This window comes from Virgibacillus necropolis (genome assembly GCF_044793635.1).
GTDB classification, from domain to species: Bacteria; Bacillota; Bacilli; order Bacillales; family Amphibacillaceae; genus Virgibacillus_F; species Virgibacillus_F necropolis_A.
The window spans coordinates 469795-487643 of record NZ_CP084992.1 but is presented as its reverse complement, the minus strand read 5'-3'; the positions used below and the strand labels follow the sequence as shown (position 1 = coordinate 487643).

The 17849-nt window shown below is 35.0% G+C and carries 21 protein-coding genes and 1 riboswitch; of the genes, 9 read left to right on the top strand and 12 right to left on the bottom strand.

Going from position 1 to position 17849, the window contains the following annotated elements; all coding sequences use genetic code 11:
- Positions 1–72: 72 nt before the first annotated feature.
- The 3 genes from LG329_RS02500 to LG329_RS02490 all read left to right on the top strand — a co-directional run bounded on the left by LG329_RS02500 (position 73) and on the right by LG329_RS02490 (position 3376).
- Complete coding sequence (locus LG329_RS02500) at positions 73–285, top strand: YqgQ family protein (RefSeq protein ID WP_404453011.1); 213 nt, start codon at positions 73–75, stop codon at positions 283–285.
- Positions 285–1253, top strand: coding sequence for an ROK family glucokinase (locus LG329_RS02495; protein ID WP_404453010.1), 969 nt, complete (start codon positions 285–287; stop codon positions 1251–1253). Before LG329_RS02500 ends, LG329_RS02495 begins: the two co-directional genes overlap by 1 nt.
- 215 nt (positions 1254–1468) lie before the next feature.
- Complete coding sequence (locus tag LG329_RS02490; protein ID WP_404453009.1) at positions 1469–3376, top strand: LTA synthase family protein; 1908 nt, start codon at positions 1469–1471, stop codon at positions 3374–3376.
- Between the two features lie 210 nt (positions 3377–3586).
- Here the strand turns inward: LG329_RS02490 and LG329_RS02485 are convergent, their stop codons facing one another.
- The gene (locus LG329_RS02485) at positions 3587–3751 is read right to left on the bottom strand and encodes a DUF2759 family protein (protein ID WP_404453008.1); all 165 of its coding nucleotides are present in this window, start codon (positions 3749–3751) and stop codon (positions 3587–3589) included.
- A 180-nt stretch (positions 3752–3931) separates the two neighbouring features.
- Between LG329_RS02485 and LG329_RS02480 the strand changes: the two genes are divergently transcribed.
- A complete protein-coding gene (locus LG329_RS02480; protein WP_404453007.1) occupies positions 3932–4555 on the top strand; it encodes an MBL fold metallo-hydrolase in 624 nt (207 codons plus the stop codon).
- A gap of 105 nt (positions 4556–4660) precedes the next feature.
- On the opposite strand, the gene LG329_RS02475 is transcribed toward LG329_RS02480, so the two are convergent.
- The 8 genes from LG329_RS02475 to comGA all read right to left on the bottom strand — a co-directional run bounded on the left by LG329_RS02475 (position 4661) and on the right by comGA (position 8884).
- The gene (locus tag LG329_RS02475; protein ID WP_404453006.1) at positions 4661–4903 is read right to left on the bottom strand and encodes a DUF2626 domain-containing protein; all 243 of its coding nucleotides are present in this window, start codon (positions 4901–4903) and stop codon (positions 4661–4663) included.
- Between the two features lie 101 nt (positions 4904–5004).
- Complete coding sequence (locus LG329_RS02470; RefSeq protein ID WP_404453005.1) at positions 5005–5409, bottom strand: hypothetical protein; 405 nt, start codon at positions 5407–5409, stop codon at positions 5005–5007.
- Positions 5381–5821: a competence type IV pilus minor pilin ComGF gene (locus LG329_RS02465; RefSeq protein WP_404453004.1), complete on the bottom strand. Its 441-nt coding sequence runs from the start codon at positions 5819–5821 to the stop codon at positions 5381–5383. The genes LG329_RS02470 and LG329_RS02465 overlap by 29 nt, the downstream gene beginning before the upstream one ends.
- The gene (locus LG329_RS02460; protein WP_404453003.1) at positions 5781–6116 is read right to left on the bottom strand and encodes a prepilin-type N-terminal cleavage/methylation domain-containing protein; all 336 of its coding nucleotides are present in this window, start codon (positions 6114–6116) and stop codon (positions 5781–5783) included. Before LG329_RS02460 ends, LG329_RS02465 begins: the two co-directional genes overlap by 41 nt.
- Positions 6117–6306: 190 nt before the next feature.
- Positions 6307–6537, bottom strand: a complete 231-nt coding sequence (locus tag LG329_RS02455) for a prepilin-type N-terminal cleavage/methylation domain-containing protein (protein ID WP_404453002.1) — start codon at positions 6535–6537, stop codon at positions 6307–6309.
- Positions 6538–6548: 11 nt separating this feature from the next.
- Complete coding sequence (comGC, locus tag LG329_RS02450; protein WP_404453001.1) at positions 6549–6842, bottom strand: competence type IV pilus major pilin ComGC; 294 nt, start codon at positions 6840–6842, stop codon at positions 6549–6551.
- 13 nt (positions 6843–6855) lie between these two features.
- A complete protein-coding gene (comGB, locus tag LG329_RS02445; protein ID WP_404453000.1) occupies positions 6856–7911 on the bottom strand; it encodes a competence type IV pilus assembly protein ComGB in 1056 nt (351 codons plus the stop codon).
- The gene (gene comGA, locus LG329_RS02440) at positions 7874–8884 is read right to left on the bottom strand and encodes a competence type IV pilus ATPase ComGA (protein ID WP_404452999.1); all 1011 of its coding nucleotides are present in this window, start codon (positions 8882–8884) and stop codon (positions 7874–7876) included. The genes comGB and comGA overlap by 38 nt, the downstream gene beginning before the upstream one ends.
- 103 nt (positions 8885–8987) lie before the next feature.
- Between comGA and LG329_RS02435 the strand changes: the two genes are divergently transcribed.
- Positions 8988–9488 carry a shikimate kinase gene (locus LG329_RS02435; protein ID WP_404452998.1) on the top strand — a complete coding sequence of 167 codons (501 nt, stop codon included), beginning with the start codon at positions 8988–8990 and terminating at the stop codon, positions 9486–9488.
- A 42-nt stretch (positions 9489–9530) separates the two neighbouring features.
- The gene (locus LG329_RS02430; protein ID WP_404452997.1) at positions 9531–9707 is read left to right on the top strand and encodes a YqzE family protein; all 177 of its coding nucleotides are present in this window, start codon (positions 9531–9533) and stop codon (positions 9705–9707) included.
- Between the two features lie 575 nt (positions 9708–10282).
- On the opposite strand, the gene LG329_RS02425 is transcribed toward LG329_RS02430, so the two are convergent.
- Together LG329_RS02425 and LG329_RS02420 are read right to left on the bottom strand one after the other, a co-directional pair.
- Positions 10283–11071: a YqhG family protein gene (locus LG329_RS02425; protein ID WP_404452996.1), complete on the bottom strand. Its 789-nt coding sequence runs from the start codon at positions 11069–11071 to the stop codon at positions 10283–10285.
- Complete coding sequence (locus LG329_RS02420) at positions 11061–12719, bottom strand: DEAD/DEAH box helicase (protein ID WP_404452995.1); 1659 nt, start codon at positions 12717–12719, stop codon at positions 11061–11063. Before LG329_RS02420 ends, LG329_RS02425 begins: the two co-directional genes overlap by 11 nt.
- A 151-nt stretch (positions 12720–12870) precedes the next feature.
- A riboswitch (glycine riboswitch) is annotated at positions 12871–12972 on the top strand.
- A gap of 161 nt (positions 12973–13133) precedes the next feature.
- Here LG329_RS02420 and gcvT point away from each other — a divergent pair.
- From gcvT to gcvPB, 3 genes are read left to right on the top strand one after another with little or no spacing between them, the layout of a single operon-like run.
- Positions 13134–14240, top strand: coding sequence for a glycine cleavage system aminomethyltransferase GcvT (gene gcvT / locus LG329_RS02415; RefSeq protein WP_404452994.1), 1107 nt, complete (start codon positions 13134–13136; stop codon positions 14238–14240).
- A gap of 12 nt (positions 14241–14252) precedes the next feature.
- Positions 14253–15602: an aminomethyl-transferring glycine dehydrogenase subunit GcvPA gene (gcvPA, locus tag LG329_RS02410; protein ID WP_404452993.1), complete on the top strand. Its 1350-nt coding sequence runs from the start codon at positions 14253–14255 to the stop codon at positions 15600–15602.
- Positions 15595–17052, top strand: a complete 1458-nt coding sequence (gene gcvPB, locus LG329_RS02405) for an aminomethyl-transferring glycine dehydrogenase subunit GcvPB (protein ID WP_404452992.1) — start codon at positions 15595–15597, stop codon at positions 17050–17052. Before gcvPA ends, gcvPB begins: the two co-directional genes overlap by 8 nt.
- 45 nt (positions 17053–17097) lie before the next feature.
- On the opposite strand, the gene LG329_RS02400 is transcribed toward gcvPB, so the two are convergent.
- A complete protein-coding gene (locus LG329_RS02400) occupies positions 17098–17466 on the bottom strand; it encodes a rhodanese-like domain-containing protein (RefSeq protein WP_404456380.1) in 369 nt (122 codons plus the stop codon).
- Positions 17467–17849 lie beyond the last annotated feature (383 nt).

Below are 17849 nucleotides of genomic sequence, written 5' to 3'. Positions count from 1 at the left end.
TTTGTTTCGTGGTATAATTTACAAAGGTTATTAAGAAGCAATTAAATGAATATATAATGTTTGGTGATAGTTATGAAAACAGTTTATGATGTACGACAGTTGTTAAAGAAATTTGGTACCTTTATTTATGTAGGTGATCGAATAGCTGATCTCGAATTAATGGAAGACGAAGTCAAAGAATTATACAAGAATGGGTTCATTAATGCGCAAGAATATAAAATGGCAATTTTAGTTCTTAAACAAGATGCAAGAAAAACACGTGACGAAAAGGGTGCTAATCAATAATGGGAAATATTTTAATTGGTGTAGATATTGGTGGTACAACAATAAAAGTTGGATTTTTTTCAATAGAAGGTAAGATTCTAGACAAGTATGAGATACCGACGAATAAAAATGACAATGGTAATCAAATCATACCTGATATTGCGCATTCCATAACTGGGAAAATAAAAGATTTAATCCTAAAAAAAGAAGCAATTATTGGTATAGGGGTAGGAGCTCCGGGCTTTATTGTCGGCGACTCGGGTATTGTTGAGGAAGGTGTCAATATTGGGTGGAAAGTTGTAAAGCTTGGCAGTGAACTAAAGGAAATATTACAATTACCAGTCTTTGTTGGAAATGATGCAAACTTAGCCGCTCTCGGTGAAAATTGGATGGGATCTGGTAATCAGGCCAGTAATTTTGTTGCAATTACATTAGGTACCGGTGTTGGTGGCGGTATAATCGCCAACGGTCAACTCCTTAGTGGTGTGAATGGTACGGCAGGTGAAATTGGCCATATAACAGTTGTTCCAGATGGTTACCCATGTAATTGTGGGAAGAATGGTTGTTTAGAAACAGTAGCGTCTGCAACAGGTATTGTAAAACAAGCGCAGGAGATAATTGATGTCAATCCACAAAGTAACCTGGGGCAACATATTGCGGAGCACGGAAGAATTACTGCTAAAGATGTGTTTGATTTAGCGAGTGCAGGTGATCAGGATTGTCAGCAAATCATTAGTCAAACAGGGGACGTCCTTGGATTAGTTCTGTCTAATATTGCAACAATTGTAAATCCGTCTAAAATTGTGATTGGTGGTGGAGTTTCCAAAGCAGGAAAGCCATTATTAGACGCTATTAAGCACTCCTTTTCCATTTACGCCCTAGAAAGACTAACAGAGGTTTGTGATATAGATACAGCACAATTAGGAAATGATGCGGGTATTTATGGTGCAGCGTATTTAGTAAAAGACAATCTAGTTAATAATAAATAGTTATTATGTAGTGATTTTACTATCATGCTACTAAAATATAAATTTAGTAAATATATATTAAGATATTGTAAATTTTAATGAAACTTTTAATGTAAGTAATCCGTCATATAGTGTAGGGTAAAAATTATATGGTTTGTAAATTTTAGAATGGGGTATTAAAAAACATAATAAGGTTGATGTAATCTGAATGTGTTTTTTTTAGGAGGACTTAAAAAATGAATTTTAAACGAGCCAAAATTCCATTATATATAATTGCGACACTGTTATTTGGATTGAAGACATATATTGTCTACCGGTTTTTCTTTAGTATTGAATTAGATAATTCCATGCAAGAGCTTATCTTAATTATCAATCCATTTGTATCTGCATTTTTAGTATTTGCGATAAGTGTGTGGTTTAAAAAAGAAAAGCGTCAAATGAAATATTTGCGCTATACAGCGTTAATTGGGACAATCATAATTTATTTTAATGTTGTCTTTTATCGTTCGTTTACTGACTTCATTACAATCCCGCAATTATTCCAAGCAAGTAACATGGGGGATTTAGGGGGCAGTGTTTTAACGTTAGTAAGACCTTTTGATCTATTGTTATTACTAGATGTAGTTATCATTTGGTATTTGAGTAAAAAGCAATCGGATGTGATGACGGTAAGTTATCCAAAAAGTGGCAAGGTTTTCGCATTAGCCATGTCATTAATGTTATTGGCAGGGAACTTTTTTCTAGCGGAAATGGAGCGTCCACAATTATTCACACGCGCATTTGATCGTGAATATTTAGTGAAGAATATTGGACTGTTTAACTATCATATCTATGATTTAGCTGTCCATTCAAAAGTGAAAACCCAACGTGTTTTTGCGGATGGTAATGAAATACCTAAAATAAAAGAATATATAAATACAGAAATTAAAAGTGAAGAAAAGTCAGAGATGATTGGTGTTGCGAAGGATAGGAATCTAATCGTTATTTCAGCTGAATCTGTCCAAAACTTTGTTATTAACAACAAAGTAAATGGGGAAGAGATCACTCCATTTTTAAACAGCCTAACTGAAGATGAGGATACCTATTACTTCAATAACTTTTATCATCAAACAAAGCAAGGGAAAACTTCTGATTCTGAGTTTGTAATGGAAAACTCCTTGTATCCATTACCACGTGGTGCAGTATTTTTCACCCACGGTCAAAATGAATACAATGCATTACCAGAATTGGTTAATCAAGAAGGATATTATACTTCTGTGTTTCATGCGAATAACAAGAGCTTTTGGAATCGTGACCAAATGTACGATAGTATAGGATATGACCATTTCTATGGTGAAGAAGCATATGAAGTAACGAAAGAAAATTCTATTGGTTGGGGACTTAAGGATAAACCATTCTTTGAGCAATCAATTAAGTATTTACAAACAATTGAACAACCGTTTTATACAAAGTTTATTACACTGACAAATCACTTTCCATTTGAATTAAGTAAGGAAGAAAGATCAATTGAACCGTATAATTCAAATTCACGTACACTTAATAATTATTTTCCAACGGTTCGTTATACAGATGAAGCTATCGAACAATTTTTCCAACAACTTAAAGATGCTGGTCTGTATGAGAATTCAATAATTGTGATCATGGGTGACCATTATGGAATAAGTGAAAATCATAATAAAGCAATGAGTCAATATTTAGGTAAAGAGGAAATTACACCTTATGACCACGTTCAATTACAACGTGTGCCATTCTTCATTCATATTCCAGGTAATGGAAATGGTAAAGTTATGTCGAAGGTAGCAGGGCAAATTGATGTAAAGCCAACACTATTAAGCTTGTTAGGAGTTAAGGCTAAAAACGATATTCAATTTGGAAATCGATTATTTATTGATGATCGAAAAGGATATGTTGCTTTTAGAAATGGAGATTATATTAGTGAGAAATATGTTTCTACAAGTGGAATTTGTTATAACCGAGAAACTGGGGAGCCAGTAAATCAAAATGAAGAAGAACTAAATTCTACTTCTAACAAAGAGAATCCTTGTACAGATATTCAAAATAAGGTCGAAAAGGAACTTGGATATTCAGATGACATCATCTACGGGGATCTTTTCCGGTTTATAAACTTTGATGAGAAAAAATAAAATATGAAAAGAGCTGATTCAATTTGAGTCAGCTCTTTTTTGGCAGTTAAGAAAGAAAACTTTGGCGTTTATCTGTCTAGCGCAAGCGCCCTAGCCCGCCTGAGATTTTAAGTCAAATCTCTTTGTTGGAGCCTAGTGATCCTCCTGCAAAAACAGCACTTACGCTTTGTGATATAAAAAAAGCTAACTTCGAAAGTTAGCTTCACTTAGTTATGCAGTAATTTCATGAATGATTGTCATGACGGAGAAAAATCCAAATGCCAAAACAGATACCGCTGAGAATCCAAGACCAAATAAGTTTTTAGCTTTCATTTGTTTTACAGTGGAAACGACACTAAGTAATGTAACAATAAATAATAAGATCCCTAATACCATATTATTGTATCCTCCTTCATAATTCCGTGCGTTTTATAATTGCTATTGGAATTGCGTTTATATTATTATGTAACTAATCATTAACTCTTATTTATTTTATAGTAAATTAATGTATTTGTCGAGAGTATTTGATGTCTTATAGTAATATTAGCCAAAACAAGTAGGGAAAGGATAGTTCAAATGGAGATAAAAAGTATGTCACTTGGTCCACTAGGTACAAATTGCTATCTAATTTACAATGGTTCAGATGCAATAATAATTGATCCGGGCGGAGATGCAGATGTAATAATTGATTACTTAAACAATAAATCCTATACGCCAATAGCGATACTATTAACACATGCACATTTTGATCATATCGGTGCAGTTGACCATCTAAGGAGAACATATAATATCGATGTCTATTTACATGGAAATGAAAAGGATTGGTTAGAGGATCCAAAATTGAATGGTTCTATTTTATTTACTCCTGAACCGATTTCGATAAATAGTGCGGAGCATGAATTGACGGAGGGGCGAATGCAAATAAAATCTTTTGCATTTGAAGTTTTACATACTCCAGGACACTCTCCAGGTAGTGTTTGTTTTGTGTTTAAGGAATCTGGAATCATTATTGGGGGAGATGTCCTTTTTAATCAAGGTGTTGGCCGAACGGATTTACCAGGGGGGAATATGGAGCAGTTGATGGAAAGTATACGTACTAAATTGTATACATTAGACAATCATATGACTGTTTACCCAGGACATGGGCCAGAAACAACAATAGGTAATGAGAAACAAGTTAATCCATTTATTAAAGAGTAGAGAGAACAAAAAAGCGTAACCTATTAGTATCCATAATTACAAAATTAGTTTCCTAAATAATTAAAAAAACCCTGCATAATTAAGTATGTAAGCAGGGTTTTTTTCTTAGTGCCCGAATCCAGGTACTAGTATGAAATTTGAATACCAAGTAAAACCAATCATAAATACAGTACAATAAGCTCCGAATAAGTACATATACATGCGCTCAGATAATTTTAAGTAACTTACTGTAAGGAAAAATGCCGTCTGAACTAGGAATAATAATGCCGTTTTGTTCATATCTCCAATAACAAACATTACTGTGAAAATACCTGTCCAAAAGGCAAGCACACGAAACATCCGATCCATGCCTTCCCCTCCTTTGATAACCTTATCATAATTATTATATACGACAATTTATATATTGTAAATAAATCTTATGAAACAATTATAAGTTAATCACTATACTATCAATTAGTTTGACCCGAATCGGTTCCATTATTCATTTCAGTTTCCATTGTAATATGATGAGCAATCACAAGGATTTTATCATCATGGGTAGAGATGGAGAATATTAATTCATAAACTTCTTGATTACGTGTATAATCAATTTTTACATAACCATCAGGAAACGTGTATTGAACTGTACCGCTGTCCTGTTTTAGTGATGAGATTTCATTTTTGAATTTTGATCTCCCCATTTGAAACAGTGAGTCTATTTTTAATTGTGACAGTTCGTTCTTCGTAATGCTTAATTCATTATGATAAATAGAAACATTCGTACTTACAAAAAGAAACAAAAGCGCTGCTATCAGTAGTACCAATGGAAGAATAAATCCTTTTTCCTCAGTTATAAATGGTGAATTTTTTCTCATAAACTGCTCCATCCATTGTAATTATTATGGTTTTTATACCATAGGATATTTCTTCAAAAGAAAGGCTTTTGACATTTCTTATAACAACTTCATGACCAGTACTATCTACTTGACGCCTAATGATGTCTTCGTATTTTTCGTACGTTACCGTTGTACCGTCAATAGCCTTTAAAGAAACAACTTGATTACCAATGGTATAATCTGTCGAACGAATTAAATCATCACGCATAAAGTGAAAAAGTTGATTTGCCGATAAATCTGTATAATTGGTGGTATAGCTTAATGATTTCGTTATATATTCAAGGAAGGGTACGGTAATGAAAAGGATGGCAATTGTCAGAAGTGTTGATAATAAGGTGAATCCCTTTTGTTTAACCAGGATATCCGAACAAACATGTCTTTTCTTTCTCATTTTTAACATTAGTCCATTCTACACATCCTTGCGTTAGATTATTTATAGTTTTGAAATGAAAAGTAAGTGGTTTAGATTCAAATTGCTTGTTATAGGTTTTAGGTAAATCAGAATTACTCCAAATGGTTAATTGCAGTTCATCATAAAGCTGTGTTGCAATAGTTATTCGGTCGGATAATTTTTGTTGTTCCTTTTTAATTTGGATTGAAATTGGGAAAACAGTGACAACTAGCATTGTTACAATTCCAAAAGCGACTAATACTTCAATTAAAGAAAACCCGTTAAATTTTTTCAATATAACACCTACCTTTACCTAAAGGAAAAACGATTCTATAGGATGAATTGGTGGTAGTTAAAAAAATTGTACCCGGCTGTCTGATGGTACCATAACGGTTAAAGGAAATTGATTCTTTCAAAGTTCTCAAATCAAATGTCCAATTAGCTGGAATGCTTCTACTGAGAAAAACCTCTTTTTCATGCCTCCCTTATACGAGGGTATAGCTATCAGACTTAATCTTCAACCCAAAATATTCTTCCGATAGATATGATAAACTCTGCATATACAAAATGTCGTTTTCAAATGTGGTTAGGAATTGTTTTTCTTTTTGATTATCCAAAATGGAAACCTTTATGGGTGTACTAAGTAATAATAAAATTGAAAGTACACCCAAAACAAAAATCACCTCAATCAATGTAAAACCATTTTTAATTTTCATGATGTTTCACCTCAACTACTACTAGTTTTCAAAGGGATCGCATCACCATTTTTACATGTTTTTTGTTCTTCTGTTATATAGCCTGCTGTAACTAAAGTTTCCGTTGTAGCAGGGTGTGAACCATTATCAAGATAGTAAGCCTCAGCCTGAGTCTGTACAACAGAGATTAATGCTTTGCATCCTTTATCGTATACTTCCTCACTTTTTTTGCTTATATTTGGTATTATCAATATGATCAATACAGATATGATCATTAAAACAATTAACATCTCGATCAGAGTGAATCCTTTTTGACTTTTAAACATGTTAATACCTCCATTAAATCGTTTTGATTAATTGAAACATTGGCCACATTAGCGTGGTGTAAATTAATACAATGAAACCAGCCAGTAGTACAAAAAACACTGGTTGTATAAACGTAATTGCTTTTGTTAATTTTCGATGAAGTTCTTCTGTGATAATACCTGCATAAACCTTTAAGTCTTGTTCTAATGCATGTGTATCCGCGTTTTTTTGAAATATATGGGCGATTTGTTCTTCTAATAAAAATGCTTGCGATAATAAATGATTAATGTGGTTTCCCTTATTTAACTCGCTAGTCATTAACATGGAATAATACGATAGAATAGGGAGCTGTGTTTGGTTGGACATGATTGTAAGAATATCTTTAATCGATATGCCAGTTTTTAACAAGGAGCTGAAATGTGTTGCGAACAAGAAAGAGGTTTGTATTCGCTTGTAGCTTCGATAAATAGGTATGTGTCGATATAACCTGATCTGCCTCTGTACGCTGATTTTATGACTAATAATTTTCCAGATAATTAAGGAAACACATATAACAATTATGCTTATCCATATAAATGATCCAAATACATTAATAGCTCCAAGTGATAATGTTACGGTTGATGATGTAACAGAGTTAGCAGAAAATAGGTCAGCAAAGGAAGGGAGGATGGAATGTTTAATGAAATAAAGCAGTATTGAAAATATGGTAAGGAGTATAAGAGGGTAACGAATCGTTTGTTGGAATTTGGAAGTAAATTCAATTCGTTGTTGAAACATTTCCATACACTTTTCTATACTTGCTTGAATATCACCATTCGCTCGGACGAAATATAAATAAGTTGTTATTGTTGGGTTAAATGTAGCTTCTTTGAATGCTTCGTCCAGGGTATTTCCATTCTTTAGAGAATGAACGATGATTGATGTTGGTCCAATCATTTGTTTATCCCATTTCATAACTTCTAGCGCATCAAGTAAACTGTAGCCAGTTTTAAGAAGTCGCAGGAGGCGTGATAGGTACAGTAATTGGATTTCGTTTTTCAGTTTGTGTCGTTTAGATGGTGTTAAATAGTTCTTTTGATATAAATCCATACATATATGCCTTCCTCCTTAGATTCTCAAAGGATTGGAACGTGGATATCTTTTTCACGTCATGCCCTTGTAAAGCACTCTTAAGTATGTGACCATCTAATAATTCCAGAATTGCAGCTCTCCTGGAAATGGTTCGATTCAGTTGAATTGGTATGAGCTGTAACGCGGCTACTGCGATAAGGGACTGTTGTAGATCAGTAATTTTTAGACCCATCTCAAGCAAGCGGTGGATTGTTCCTTCTGCATTTTTGGCATGCAGGGTACTAAGTACTAAATGTCCAGTGAGTGATGCGTCAAAGGCAAATTTGGCAGTTTCCTTATCGCGAATTTCTCCAACCATAATGATATCTGGATCATGTCTTAATGCGGCCTTTAATCCAGCCTGATAAGTGATTCCGGCTTTTTCATTTACCTGTACCTGTAAAATATTCGAAATTTCTTTTTCAACTGGATCTTCTAATGTGATGGTTTGATACGATTCTTCTGCAAGGATAGTTTGGAGTAATGCGTATAATGTGGTTGTCTTGCCACTTCCTGTTGGGCCAGTGAACAAAATGATACCTGAACGGTTTTTAATCCATTCTCTTAACATTTTAAGTTGATAAGGAAAAAGAAAAAGTTGTTCTAAGGTTAAAATTTCATCTTGTGGTAAAATTCTAATTGCGAGGCTTTCCATGTGGTTAACAGGAAGTGTAGATAACCGAAGTGCATAATGTTGGGATTGAACACTATACGTAATAATTCCATTTTGTGGTTTACGAATTTCTCCAATATCCATTCCGGATGTAAATTTATAATAGGTGAGTAATAACTGATATTGGGATGCATGAATGCTTCGATGGAAAACTCGTTTACCGTGAATTCGAAAATAAATATCTGTGTGATTTGGAAATGGGTAGAAATGAATGTCAGATGCAAATGCTTGAAAAGAAGATAGAAGCAGTCTTTCAGAGAGGTCAGCTGCGGTGTTCAATGAAGTATCACCTCCTTATTATTTCGCAACAAATTACTATATTCGACATAGTTTGGGGAATTCCTTCTTTTTTTGTAAAAAAATTTCTAAGGGAGTGAAATAAATGAAAAATATATATTTAATTGGTTTTATGGGAAGTGGAAAAAGTTCTGTAGGTAGATGTTTAAGTGTTACTTTAAACTGTAATTATGTAGATACTGATGCAGCAGTCGAGGCAAAATATAATAAAACAATTGCTACTATTTTTTCAGAAGAAGGGGAAAGTGCATTTCGTTCATATGAATCAGTTGAATTACGTGAGATACCTTATAATAATTGTGTTGTTTCTACTGGTGGCGGTATTATTAAGAACCATAACAATGTTGAACAAATGAAGGATACAGGTATTATCGTATATTTAGCAACCTCCTTTGAAAAAATTGACAATCGCTTGAAAACGGATTTATCACGCCCATTATGGAATCAAAATAAGCAAAAACAGAAACAACTATTTGAAGAACGTTTAGATTTATATCGCTCTTGTGCAGACATAACTGTGTTAACGGATGATAAATCACTTGATGATATTGTTGCTGAGGTTAGAAGCTACATAGTGAGTGAATAAAAGACATCATACGAGCCATACTAGACGTAAGAGGTGATCCACATGAGTGGAAATGATTATATAAAATATATGACAGGTCAAATCATCGCCTATATGGATTTATCCACTGATGAGAAAAAATCACGACGAAAAAAACATAAAGAGCGGGATGCTCTCTCAAATCGGTGGTTGGGGATGGTACCCTTTGCCATGAAAATGTTATGGAAGAAAGCGAATTAGTAAGCTGTTTTACATGCAGCCTACTAATTCTTTTTTTATGGTCTTTAAAAAAAGCTCTTTTCGTACGCATTGTTGCTTTTCATCGTCATAGTTGATATAAACTGTGAAGTAACTTTAGGTTTATTCCCAAAGACATGTGCTATTGTTGCCGTCCAGGATCGCTCCGGGCGGATGCTTTCCGCGGGCACGGCCTTAGCCTCCTCGAGAAAATCACTCTGCGGGGTCTTCGGACGCGTGCTGTTCCCGCAGGAGTCACCGCCCGGAACGATGCTGGACTGGTAAAGCTATTTACGTAAGAATTCTTTGACATTTCTTTCAACTAATGAATGCTGTTATTGGCAACTATTATACCAGCAGCCCGTATACACGTAGACTCCTGCGGGAGGACAGGCATCGGTGAGACTACGCAGTGCGCTAGCACAAGTAGGCTCACCAGCCGCCCGCGGAAAGCGAAGTGTATACGGGCTGCGGTTGCCTTAGTAACTTTTTTTCATTATCAGTAATACAGATCTAGAAGTTACGTCGTAGTATATATCTATTTTCTTTAAAAGCAGCAATCTTTGGGAAAACAGCTTTTAAAAATTATCGGTTAAATAAAAAATTCCTCCATTAATTACTTTATAGGTCACCTTTGGAGTATAACGTTCTTTCATGTCATCTATTTCCCTTTGCATGTGTTCATGATTTGTTTCGTCATCTGCACTACTTGTATAAAAATGCTCAATCAGTGTTATTTCATCCTTAAGAGTTTGTAACGATTCATCTGCCCAGTCGTGCGTCTGGTTGTTGATATAGTCATTCAGTACATTTTCTATTCGATGAAACCCGCTTTCCATTTTAATAATTGGTGCAATGGTATAACAATAATCGTCAATGCTAGGTTTAAGTGTTACATTTCCCAATAAATCCATCATATCTTTATACATTAGTCCCTTGATTAAATGTAGACCAAGCGATATAATCTCATCCTTATTTTGCTTACCTTGATAACTAATTTTAATATTGACGACCAACCACGGATATAAAGCAGTCTTTGTCGTTGATTGTTCTGATTGAAAAAGCCTTGTATACCGTTCATTAACAACAAGACTTCTTAAAATTTGCTGTAAACGTGGACTGCCAAAATGGATCCAGTCTCCTTTTTCATCACGCTTATCAGGGTTTGTAATTAGATTGAGAGTAGTCGTGTCACCTTGTCTTCCCATTTTGTTTATATAGTGCCAATAAAAGGGCCTATTCATCAATTCCTTATCTATTTCCTCTGTTAATTTTACTTGTAATACACCATCTTTGTTGTTTTGTATATGGCAATGGTGTGCTTGGAAATAGTCATGTAGGAAATTATTTAAGTTCTCAATTGCCATATTGTTGTTCCTCACTTTCCGTGTATTCTGATGAGCTTTCGATAATAGAAGAAAGGTTATTTAGTTTGATTCTTGTTTCACCCGCAGAGGATGATTCTGCAAAGATTGTTTGTATTTCATCTTCCATATCCTTAATATTTAACTCAGCAAGAATAGCATCCAAATTCCCAATTACACGTTCAAATAAATTAATCTTTTCATATAACAAACTCATAATATGTTCTTCTACGGTGTTTTTAATTGCTAAATTGTAAATAAAAACATCATTTTCCTGACCATAACGATGGATTCGTCCAATACGTTGCTCTAGGCGCATGGGATTCCATGGCAAGTCATAATTGATTAAATGATGGCAGAACTGCAGGTTTATTCCTTCACCGCCAGCTTCAGTTGCAATTAATACTTGAGCATGATTCTGAAATAATTGTTTCATCCAGTCTTTTTTCCCGCGTTTAAATCCACCCCTAAATGGAACGGATGTTATACCGTGTTGTTGTAGAGTCCATTGCAAAAAGAGCTGAGTCGAGCGATATTCTGTAAAAATAATTACCTTCTCGTCACCTAACCCCTTAACAAGTTCTACTAATTTTAGTGCCTTACTATGGTTGGGTAGTTGCTCTATTTCTGTGAGAAGCGGGTCAAAACCAGTTATCTCAGTGGACTTTTCCTGCATTTTTTTCATGGATAAATAACAAGCTTCCCTTGACGAGCAAAGTTCTCTCTGTAAAGTTATTTTCGTAAAACCTGCTAATTGTGCAGTTAAATTGTCTAATTGATCGTATACCGCTCGCTCTTCATCTGAAAAAGTAACCCAAATTGTATCAATATGACGTTTAACCGTATTTAATTCTGTATTTGTTCTCGTATTTCTTACCATTACGTGTTGTACTAACTGTTTTAAATACTTATCCTGTTTAATTTTCTTTCGATCAGTACCATAACGTTGTAAAAATTCTTCATAATTTCCTAAGTAACCTGGTTTTAATATCGAAACCAAATTAAAAATATCAGATAGTTTATTTTGTACAGGTGTCGCAGTTAGTAAAAGACAATATTTTTTCTTTAAGGACCTAACAAATTCATAGTTTTGTGTTTTATGGTTTTTTAATTTATGTGCCTCATCAATCAAAATAAAGTCAAAATTTAGTTCAGAAATTTTCTCGCGATGTTGATCTCGCTTTGCCGTATCAATAGAGGAAACAATGATATCACATTGATCCCACGCATAATTCTTTCGGAAGGATACTGCCTGAATATAAAATTTATCGTTTAATTCCTGTACCCACTGATTGACAAGTGACGCAGGAACAAGAATAAGGACTTTCTTAATTAACCCACGTACCATATATTCCTTGAGTATTAGGCCTGCTTCAATTGTTTTTCCTAAACCAACCTCATCAGCCAATATCGCTCTTCCATTCATGTGTTCAATCACTTGTTTTGCACAGTCAAGTTGATGTGGGAGAAACTTTACATGTGGTACATATTCTAGTGAGCGCAATTCGTTGAATGTTGGTGTCATCGTTGTTAATTCAGCCTGATAAGCCATTTGAAATAGTTCCCAGGTGGAAAAAGGGCCATTTTGTTCAACAGTATTATGTAAGTCTTTTATAAAAGAATTATCTTTTTCGATATGTATAGATTCCATGATTTATCTTCCTTTGTCATAAGTTGTCATTTTCATTTAAAATTTTAGTATTTAAACAGCGTTATTATATGCTATAATGAAGAAAAATAAATAGATTTTTCGCGAGTAATGGTACATAGTATAACCAATTAATACTTTTTTCATAAAGCGAATGAATACAAGGGGAGAGTTTACTAAAAGCGAATAGCGATTAGTAACGCCGAAGGAGCAAACTAATGTGAATCTCTCAGGCAAAAAGAACTCTTGTAGGACGCACCTCTGGAGAGCGTTTACTTTAAAGTGAGCCACCAACGAAGCAAGCATTTTTTCTGGATGATTATTCAGCGGAATGCGCAACTTTCTGGTTAAAGGACAGAGATTTCATTGTATCAGTGAAATCTCTATTTTTTTATGGCTAAAAAGGGAGTGGATCAGATGAGTGAGATAAAACAAACACCATTATTTCCTGTTTATAAGGAATCCGGAGCAAAAACCGTTGACTTTGGTGGATGGGATTTACCGGTACAGTTTTCTGGCATTAAGCATGAACATGAGGTAACACGAACAAAAGCTGGTTTATTTGATGTATCACATATGGGGGAAATTATCGTCCAGGGAGAGCACTGTTTAGACTTTTTGCAGCGTCTACTGACAAATGATATATCAAAGTTAACTCCGAAGCGTGCGCAATATAACATTATGTGCTATGAAAATGGTGGCACAGTTGATGATTTAATTGTTTACATGCTTGAAGAAAATAAATATTTATTAGTCGTAAATGCAGCAAATACGGAAAAAGATTTTGAATGGATAAAAGAACAAAATAAAGAAAATGTAACGATTGATAATGTCTCGAAAGATTATGTACAGGTTGCGTTACAGGGTCCTAAAGCAGAAGAAATTTTACAAACTTTAACAGAAACGGATCTTAGTGAAATAAGGTTTTTCCGATTTGAAAATCCTGTATATTTTGCAGGCTTAGAGGCTGGATCAATTGTTTCCAGAACAGGCTATACCGGAGAAGATGGTTTCGAAATTTATATTGACGCAGCAAGCGGTGTTGATTTATGGAGGTTGATTTTAGAAGCAGGCAAGGAAAAAGGTCTAGAGCCTATTGGACTTGGTGCACGTGATACATTACGCTTCGAAGCGAACTTAGCGTTATACGGTCAAGAATTATCAAAATCTATCACACCAATTGAAGCAGGACTTGGTTTTGCAGTAAAAGTTAAAAAGCAAGCTGATTTTATTGGGAAAAGTGTGCTTAGAGACCAAGTGGAAAATGGCGCTGAACGAAAGCTTGTTGGTATTGAAATGATTGATAAGGGAATTCCGCGTCATGGTTATGAAGTTTTTGTTGGAGAAGAGGAAGTTGGGTTTGTTACGTCTGGTACCCAATCCCCAACATTAAATAAAAACGTAGGGTTAGTACTAATTAAAAGTGAGTTTGCCGAAGAAGGAACTGAGGTAATTGTACAGGTTCGTAAGCGAAAATTAATGGCAAAAGTGGTTAAAACGCCATTTTATAGTCGCGCAAAATAGGGAGGGATTGTAATGGAATTTCGTTATCTACCGATGACAGAAGCAGATAAGAAAGAAATGCTAGCTACAATAGGTGTCGATTCCACTGAGGAGTTATTTTCCGACATACCAAAACAAGTTCGTTTGGATAAAGACTTAGATTTAAAGGCACCGACAAGTGAAGTCGAGTTAAAAAGAGAACTGTCAGCAATGGCAAATAAAAATGCTAATTTAACGGAATATAGCTCGTTCCTTGGTGCGGGTGTTTATGATCATTATATTCCATCAGTTGTTGACCATGTTATTTCACGTTCAGAATTTTATACTGCATATACACCTTATCAGCCAGAAATATCACAAGGGGAACTTCAAGCGATATTTGAATTCCAAACAATGATTAGCGAATTGACTGGAATGCCAGTAGCAAATTCCTCCATGTATGATGGTGGAACAGCACTAGCGGAAGCGGTAAATTTAAGTGCTGCAACAACAAAAAAGAAAAAAATTCTTGTATCAAAAGCTGTTCATCCTGAATCAAGAGCTGTAATCGACTCCTACGCAAAAGGACCAAATTTGGAAATCGTTGAAATTGGACATAAAAATGGCTTAACGGATTTGGATCAATTGGCTAGTGAACTAGATGAAGATACTGCTAGTGTTGTTGTTCAATATCCAAACTTTTTTGGTCAAATTGAACCATTACAACAAATTAATGAATTAGTAAGTAATCAGAAGAAAGCAATGCTTATTACATCAAGTAATCCACTTGCTTTAGGGTACCTGACTCCTCCAGGTGAATTCGGTGCAGATATCGTTGTTGGCGATACACAGGTATTTGGAATTCCAGCTCAATTCGGTGGGCCACATTGCGGATATTTTGCCACAACTGCAAAGTTAATGCGTAAAGTGCCTGGACGTTTAATCGGTCAAACAAAAGACGAAGATGGTCAGCGCGGATTCGTACTAACACTACAAGCCCGGGAACAACATATTAGACGTGATAAAGCAACATCCAATATTTGTTCAAACCAAGCATTAAATGCACTCGCAAGTTCAGTTGCAATGAGCTCTATTGGTAAACACGGGATTAAAAAAATGGCAAAACTTAATATGCAAAAAGCGCGTTATGCAAAGCAACAACTACAGGAAGCGGGTATCTCTGTTGTTACAGATGGTCCATTCTTCAATGAAATTGTTGTTAAATTAAATGGTTCAATTTCTGACATCAATCAAACACTTTTCCAAAAAGGAATTATTGGTGGATATGATTTAGAACAAGCATATCCAGAGCTAAAAGGTCACATGTTAATTGCGGTAACGGAAATACGTTCAAAAGCAGAAATTGATGCTTTTGTTAAAGAACTGGGGGATATTCATGGCTAACGAAAACTTTCCAATCATATTTGAACGAAGTAAAGAAGGCAGAACTAGCTATAGTTTACCGGATTTAGATGTCCCAGAATTAGACATTAACGAAGGATTGGATGATGCGTATATAAGAACGGAAGCACCAGACTTACCTGAGGTTAGTGAGCTTGAAATAATGCGTCATTATACAGGATTATCAAGACGGAATTATGGAGTAGATTCAGGCTTCTATCCGCTGGGGTCATGTACGATGAAATACAATCCTAAAATTAATGAAGATGTAGCACGTCTTGATGGATTTAGTCATATTCATCCATATCAAGATCCGAAAACTGTTCAAGGTGCTTTAGAAATGTTGTACGATTTACAAACATCACTTAAAGAAATTACTGGCATGCATGAAGTATCCCTGCAGCCTGCAGCTGGTGCACAAGGAGAATGGACCGGATTAATGATGATCCGTGCACTTCATGAAGCAAATGGCGATACTGAGAGAACAAAAGTAATTGTTCCGGATTCAGCTCATGGAACTAATCCTGCTTCTGCAACTGTCGCTGGTTTTGAAGCTGTTACAGTTAAATCAAATGAAAAAGGAATAGTAGATTTAGAGGATCTGAAACGTGTTGTCGGCAAAGACACTGCAGCATTAATGCTTACAAATCCAAATACACTTGGTTTATTTGAAACGGAAATTTTAGAAATGGCTAAAATTGTCCATGAAGCCGGTGGGAAATTATATTACGATGGTGCAAACTTAAATGCGATCATGGGATATACCCGCCCAGGAGATATGGGCTTTGATGTTGTCCATTTAAACTTGCATAAAACATTCACTGGTCCCCACGGTGGAGGTGGCCCTGGGTCAGGTCCTGTTGGTGTGTCAAAAGAGCTTGAGCCTTATTTACCAAAACCATTACTTGTAAAAGGCGAAGATGGCTATAAATTTGAATACGATCGTCCGAATTCTATTGGACGCGTTAAACCTTATTACGGTAACTTTGGTATTAATTTACGAGCTTATACGTACATTCGCACAATGGGCGCGGAAGGTTTGAAGAAAGTTAGTGAATATGCGGTATTAAATGCTAATTATATGATGCGTAAATTGGAGAAAGAGTTTGATCTACCATATCCACAGCATTGTAAGCATGAATTTGTTTTATCTGGAAAAAGGCAAAAGAAATTAGGTGTTCGGACATTAGATGTTGCGAAGCGCTTATTGGATTATGGCTACCACCCACCAACAATCTATTTCCCATTGAATGTGGAAGAGGGATTGATGGTAGAACCTACAGAAACAGAGTCCAAAGAAACGTTAGATGGTTTCATAGATACAATGATTGCTATATCTGAGGAAGCTAAAAATGACCCTGAAAAGGTTCAGGATGCTCCACATACAACAATCGTAAAACGTATGGATGAAACAACAGCAGCAAGAAAACCAATTTTAAGATATTATAAGTAAGATAGAGAAGGAGCTGAAACAAAATGTTTCAGCTCCTTCTACTTATTAATATTTAACTTTTCCAGTCCAACGTTTAAATCCGCCTTTTAGCTGGTTTAAATCCTCGTAGCCTTTTTTGTTAAGAAGAAGTGCTGCCCTAGCAGATCGTGAACCACTTTGACAATAAAGATAAACAGGCTTATCTTTTCTGATTTCTACTAGTCGCTGCTTCAATTGTGTAACAGGAATATTGCGAGCGCCAAGAATATGGCCTTTTTTAAATTCCTGCGGTTCTCTTACATCTATTAACTGTGCTTTGCGATATCCTTCTCTAAATTGATCCTCTGTCAACGTTTTTAAATACTTTCGTTGTTTTGAAAATCGCAATAAAGCAAAGACAATAACTGCCACAATCATTGCAATTAGTAATATCATTTGTAATTCCATCTTTTGTCCCCCAATTTTCTCTTTTGCTACTTCTTCTATTATATTGTCGTTAGCTCTATTTTTCAAAGTATTTCTTTTAAGAATTTTTTGTACGTAAGGAAAGTATAGACGTTTTAGGAAACGCTGGTATAAGTAGAACTTCTCATTCGCTATTAAGGTTAAGGTAAATGCCGTGTTTTTCTAATGTCCATAATTAACTGGAAATTACTTAAAGTTAACTGTGCCAGTAATAATCATGGTTTACAATATTGCAACAGTGAAAAAAGATTAAATTCGTATTTTTTTTAGTGGTTATCTTTTATTTTCGCGATAATTACGCTTTTTTCGTTGATTTTCAAGTATTGACATTTCAAGAATTATTCGTTCCAATC

What these genes read in the sequence shown, in the direction of transcription:
- comGC (WP_404453001.1), bottom strand. Translation starts at nt 6,842, where the DNA reads ATGTTTAAAAGTCAAAAAGGATTCACTCTGATCGAGATGTTAATTGTT.
- LG329_RS02490 (WP_404453009.1), top strand. Translation starts at nt 1,469, where the DNA reads ATGAATTTTAAACGAGCCAAAATTCCATTATATATAATTGCGACACTG.
- gcvT (WP_404452994.1), top strand. Translation starts at nt 13,134, where the DNA reads ATGAGTGAGATAAAACAAACACCATTATTTCCTGTTTATAAGGAATCC.
- LG329_RS02430 (WP_404452997.1), top strand. Translation starts at nt 9,531, where the DNA reads ATGAGTGGAAATGATTATATAAAATATATGACAGGTCAAATCATCGCC.
- gcvPB (WP_404452992.1), top strand. Translation starts at nt 15,595, where the DNA reads ATGGCTAACGAAAACTTTCCAATCATATTTGAACGAAGTAAAGAAGGC.
- LG329_RS02435 (WP_404452998.1), top strand. Translation starts at nt 8,988, where the DNA reads ATGAAAAATATATATTTAATTGGTTTTATGGGAAGTGGAAAAAGTTCT.
- LG329_RS02420 (WP_404452995.1), bottom strand. Translation starts at nt 12,719, where the DNA reads ATGGAATCTATACATATCGAAAAAGATAATTCTTTTATAAAAGACTTA.
- LG329_RS02455 (WP_404453002.1), bottom strand. Translation starts at nt 6,537, where the DNA reads ATGAAAATTAAAAATGGTTTTACATTGATTGAGGTGATTTTTGTTTTG.
- LG329_RS02400 (WP_404456380.1), bottom strand. Translation starts at nt 17,466, where the DNA reads ATGATATTACTAATTGCAATGATTGTGGCAGTTATTGTCTTTGCTTTA.
- comGB (WP_404453000.1), bottom strand. Translation starts at nt 7,911, where the DNA reads ATGGATTTATATCAAAAGAACTATTTAACACCATCTAAACGACACAAA.
- LG329_RS02480 (WP_404453007.1), top strand. Translation starts at nt 3,932, where the DNA reads ATGGAGATAAAAAGTATGTCACTTGGTCCACTAGGTACAAATTGCTAT.
- LG329_RS02475 (WP_404453006.1), bottom strand. Translation starts at nt 4,903, where the DNA reads ATGGATCGGATGTTTCGTGTGCTTGCCTTTTGGACAGGTATTTTCACA.
- LG329_RS02470 (WP_404453005.1), bottom strand. Translation starts at nt 5,409, where the DNA reads ATGAGAAAAAATTCACCATTTATAACTGAGGAAAAAGGATTTATTCTT.
- LG329_RS02495 (WP_404453010.1), top strand. Translation starts at nt 285, where the DNA reads ATGGGAAATATTTTAATTGGTGTAGATATTGGTGGTACAACAATAAAA.
- gcvPA (WP_404452993.1), top strand. Translation starts at nt 14,253, where the DNA reads ATGGAATTTCGTTATCTACCGATGACAGAAGCAGATAAGAAAGAAATG.
- LG329_RS02500 (WP_404453011.1), top strand. Translation starts at nt 73, where the DNA reads ATGAAAACAGTTTATGATGTACGACAGTTGTTAAAGAAATTTGGTACC.
- LG329_RS02485 (WP_404453008.1), bottom strand. Translation starts at nt 3,751, where the DNA reads ATGGTATTAGGGATCTTATTATTTATTGTTACATTACTTAGTGTCGTT.
- LG329_RS02425 (WP_404452996.1), bottom strand. Translation starts at nt 11,071, where the DNA reads ATGGCAATTGAGAACTTAAATAATTTCCTACATGACTATTTCCAAGCA.
- LG329_RS02465 (WP_404453004.1), bottom strand. Translation starts at nt 5,821, where the DNA reads ATGAGAAAGAAAAGACATGTTTGTTCGGATATCCTGGTTAAACAAAAG.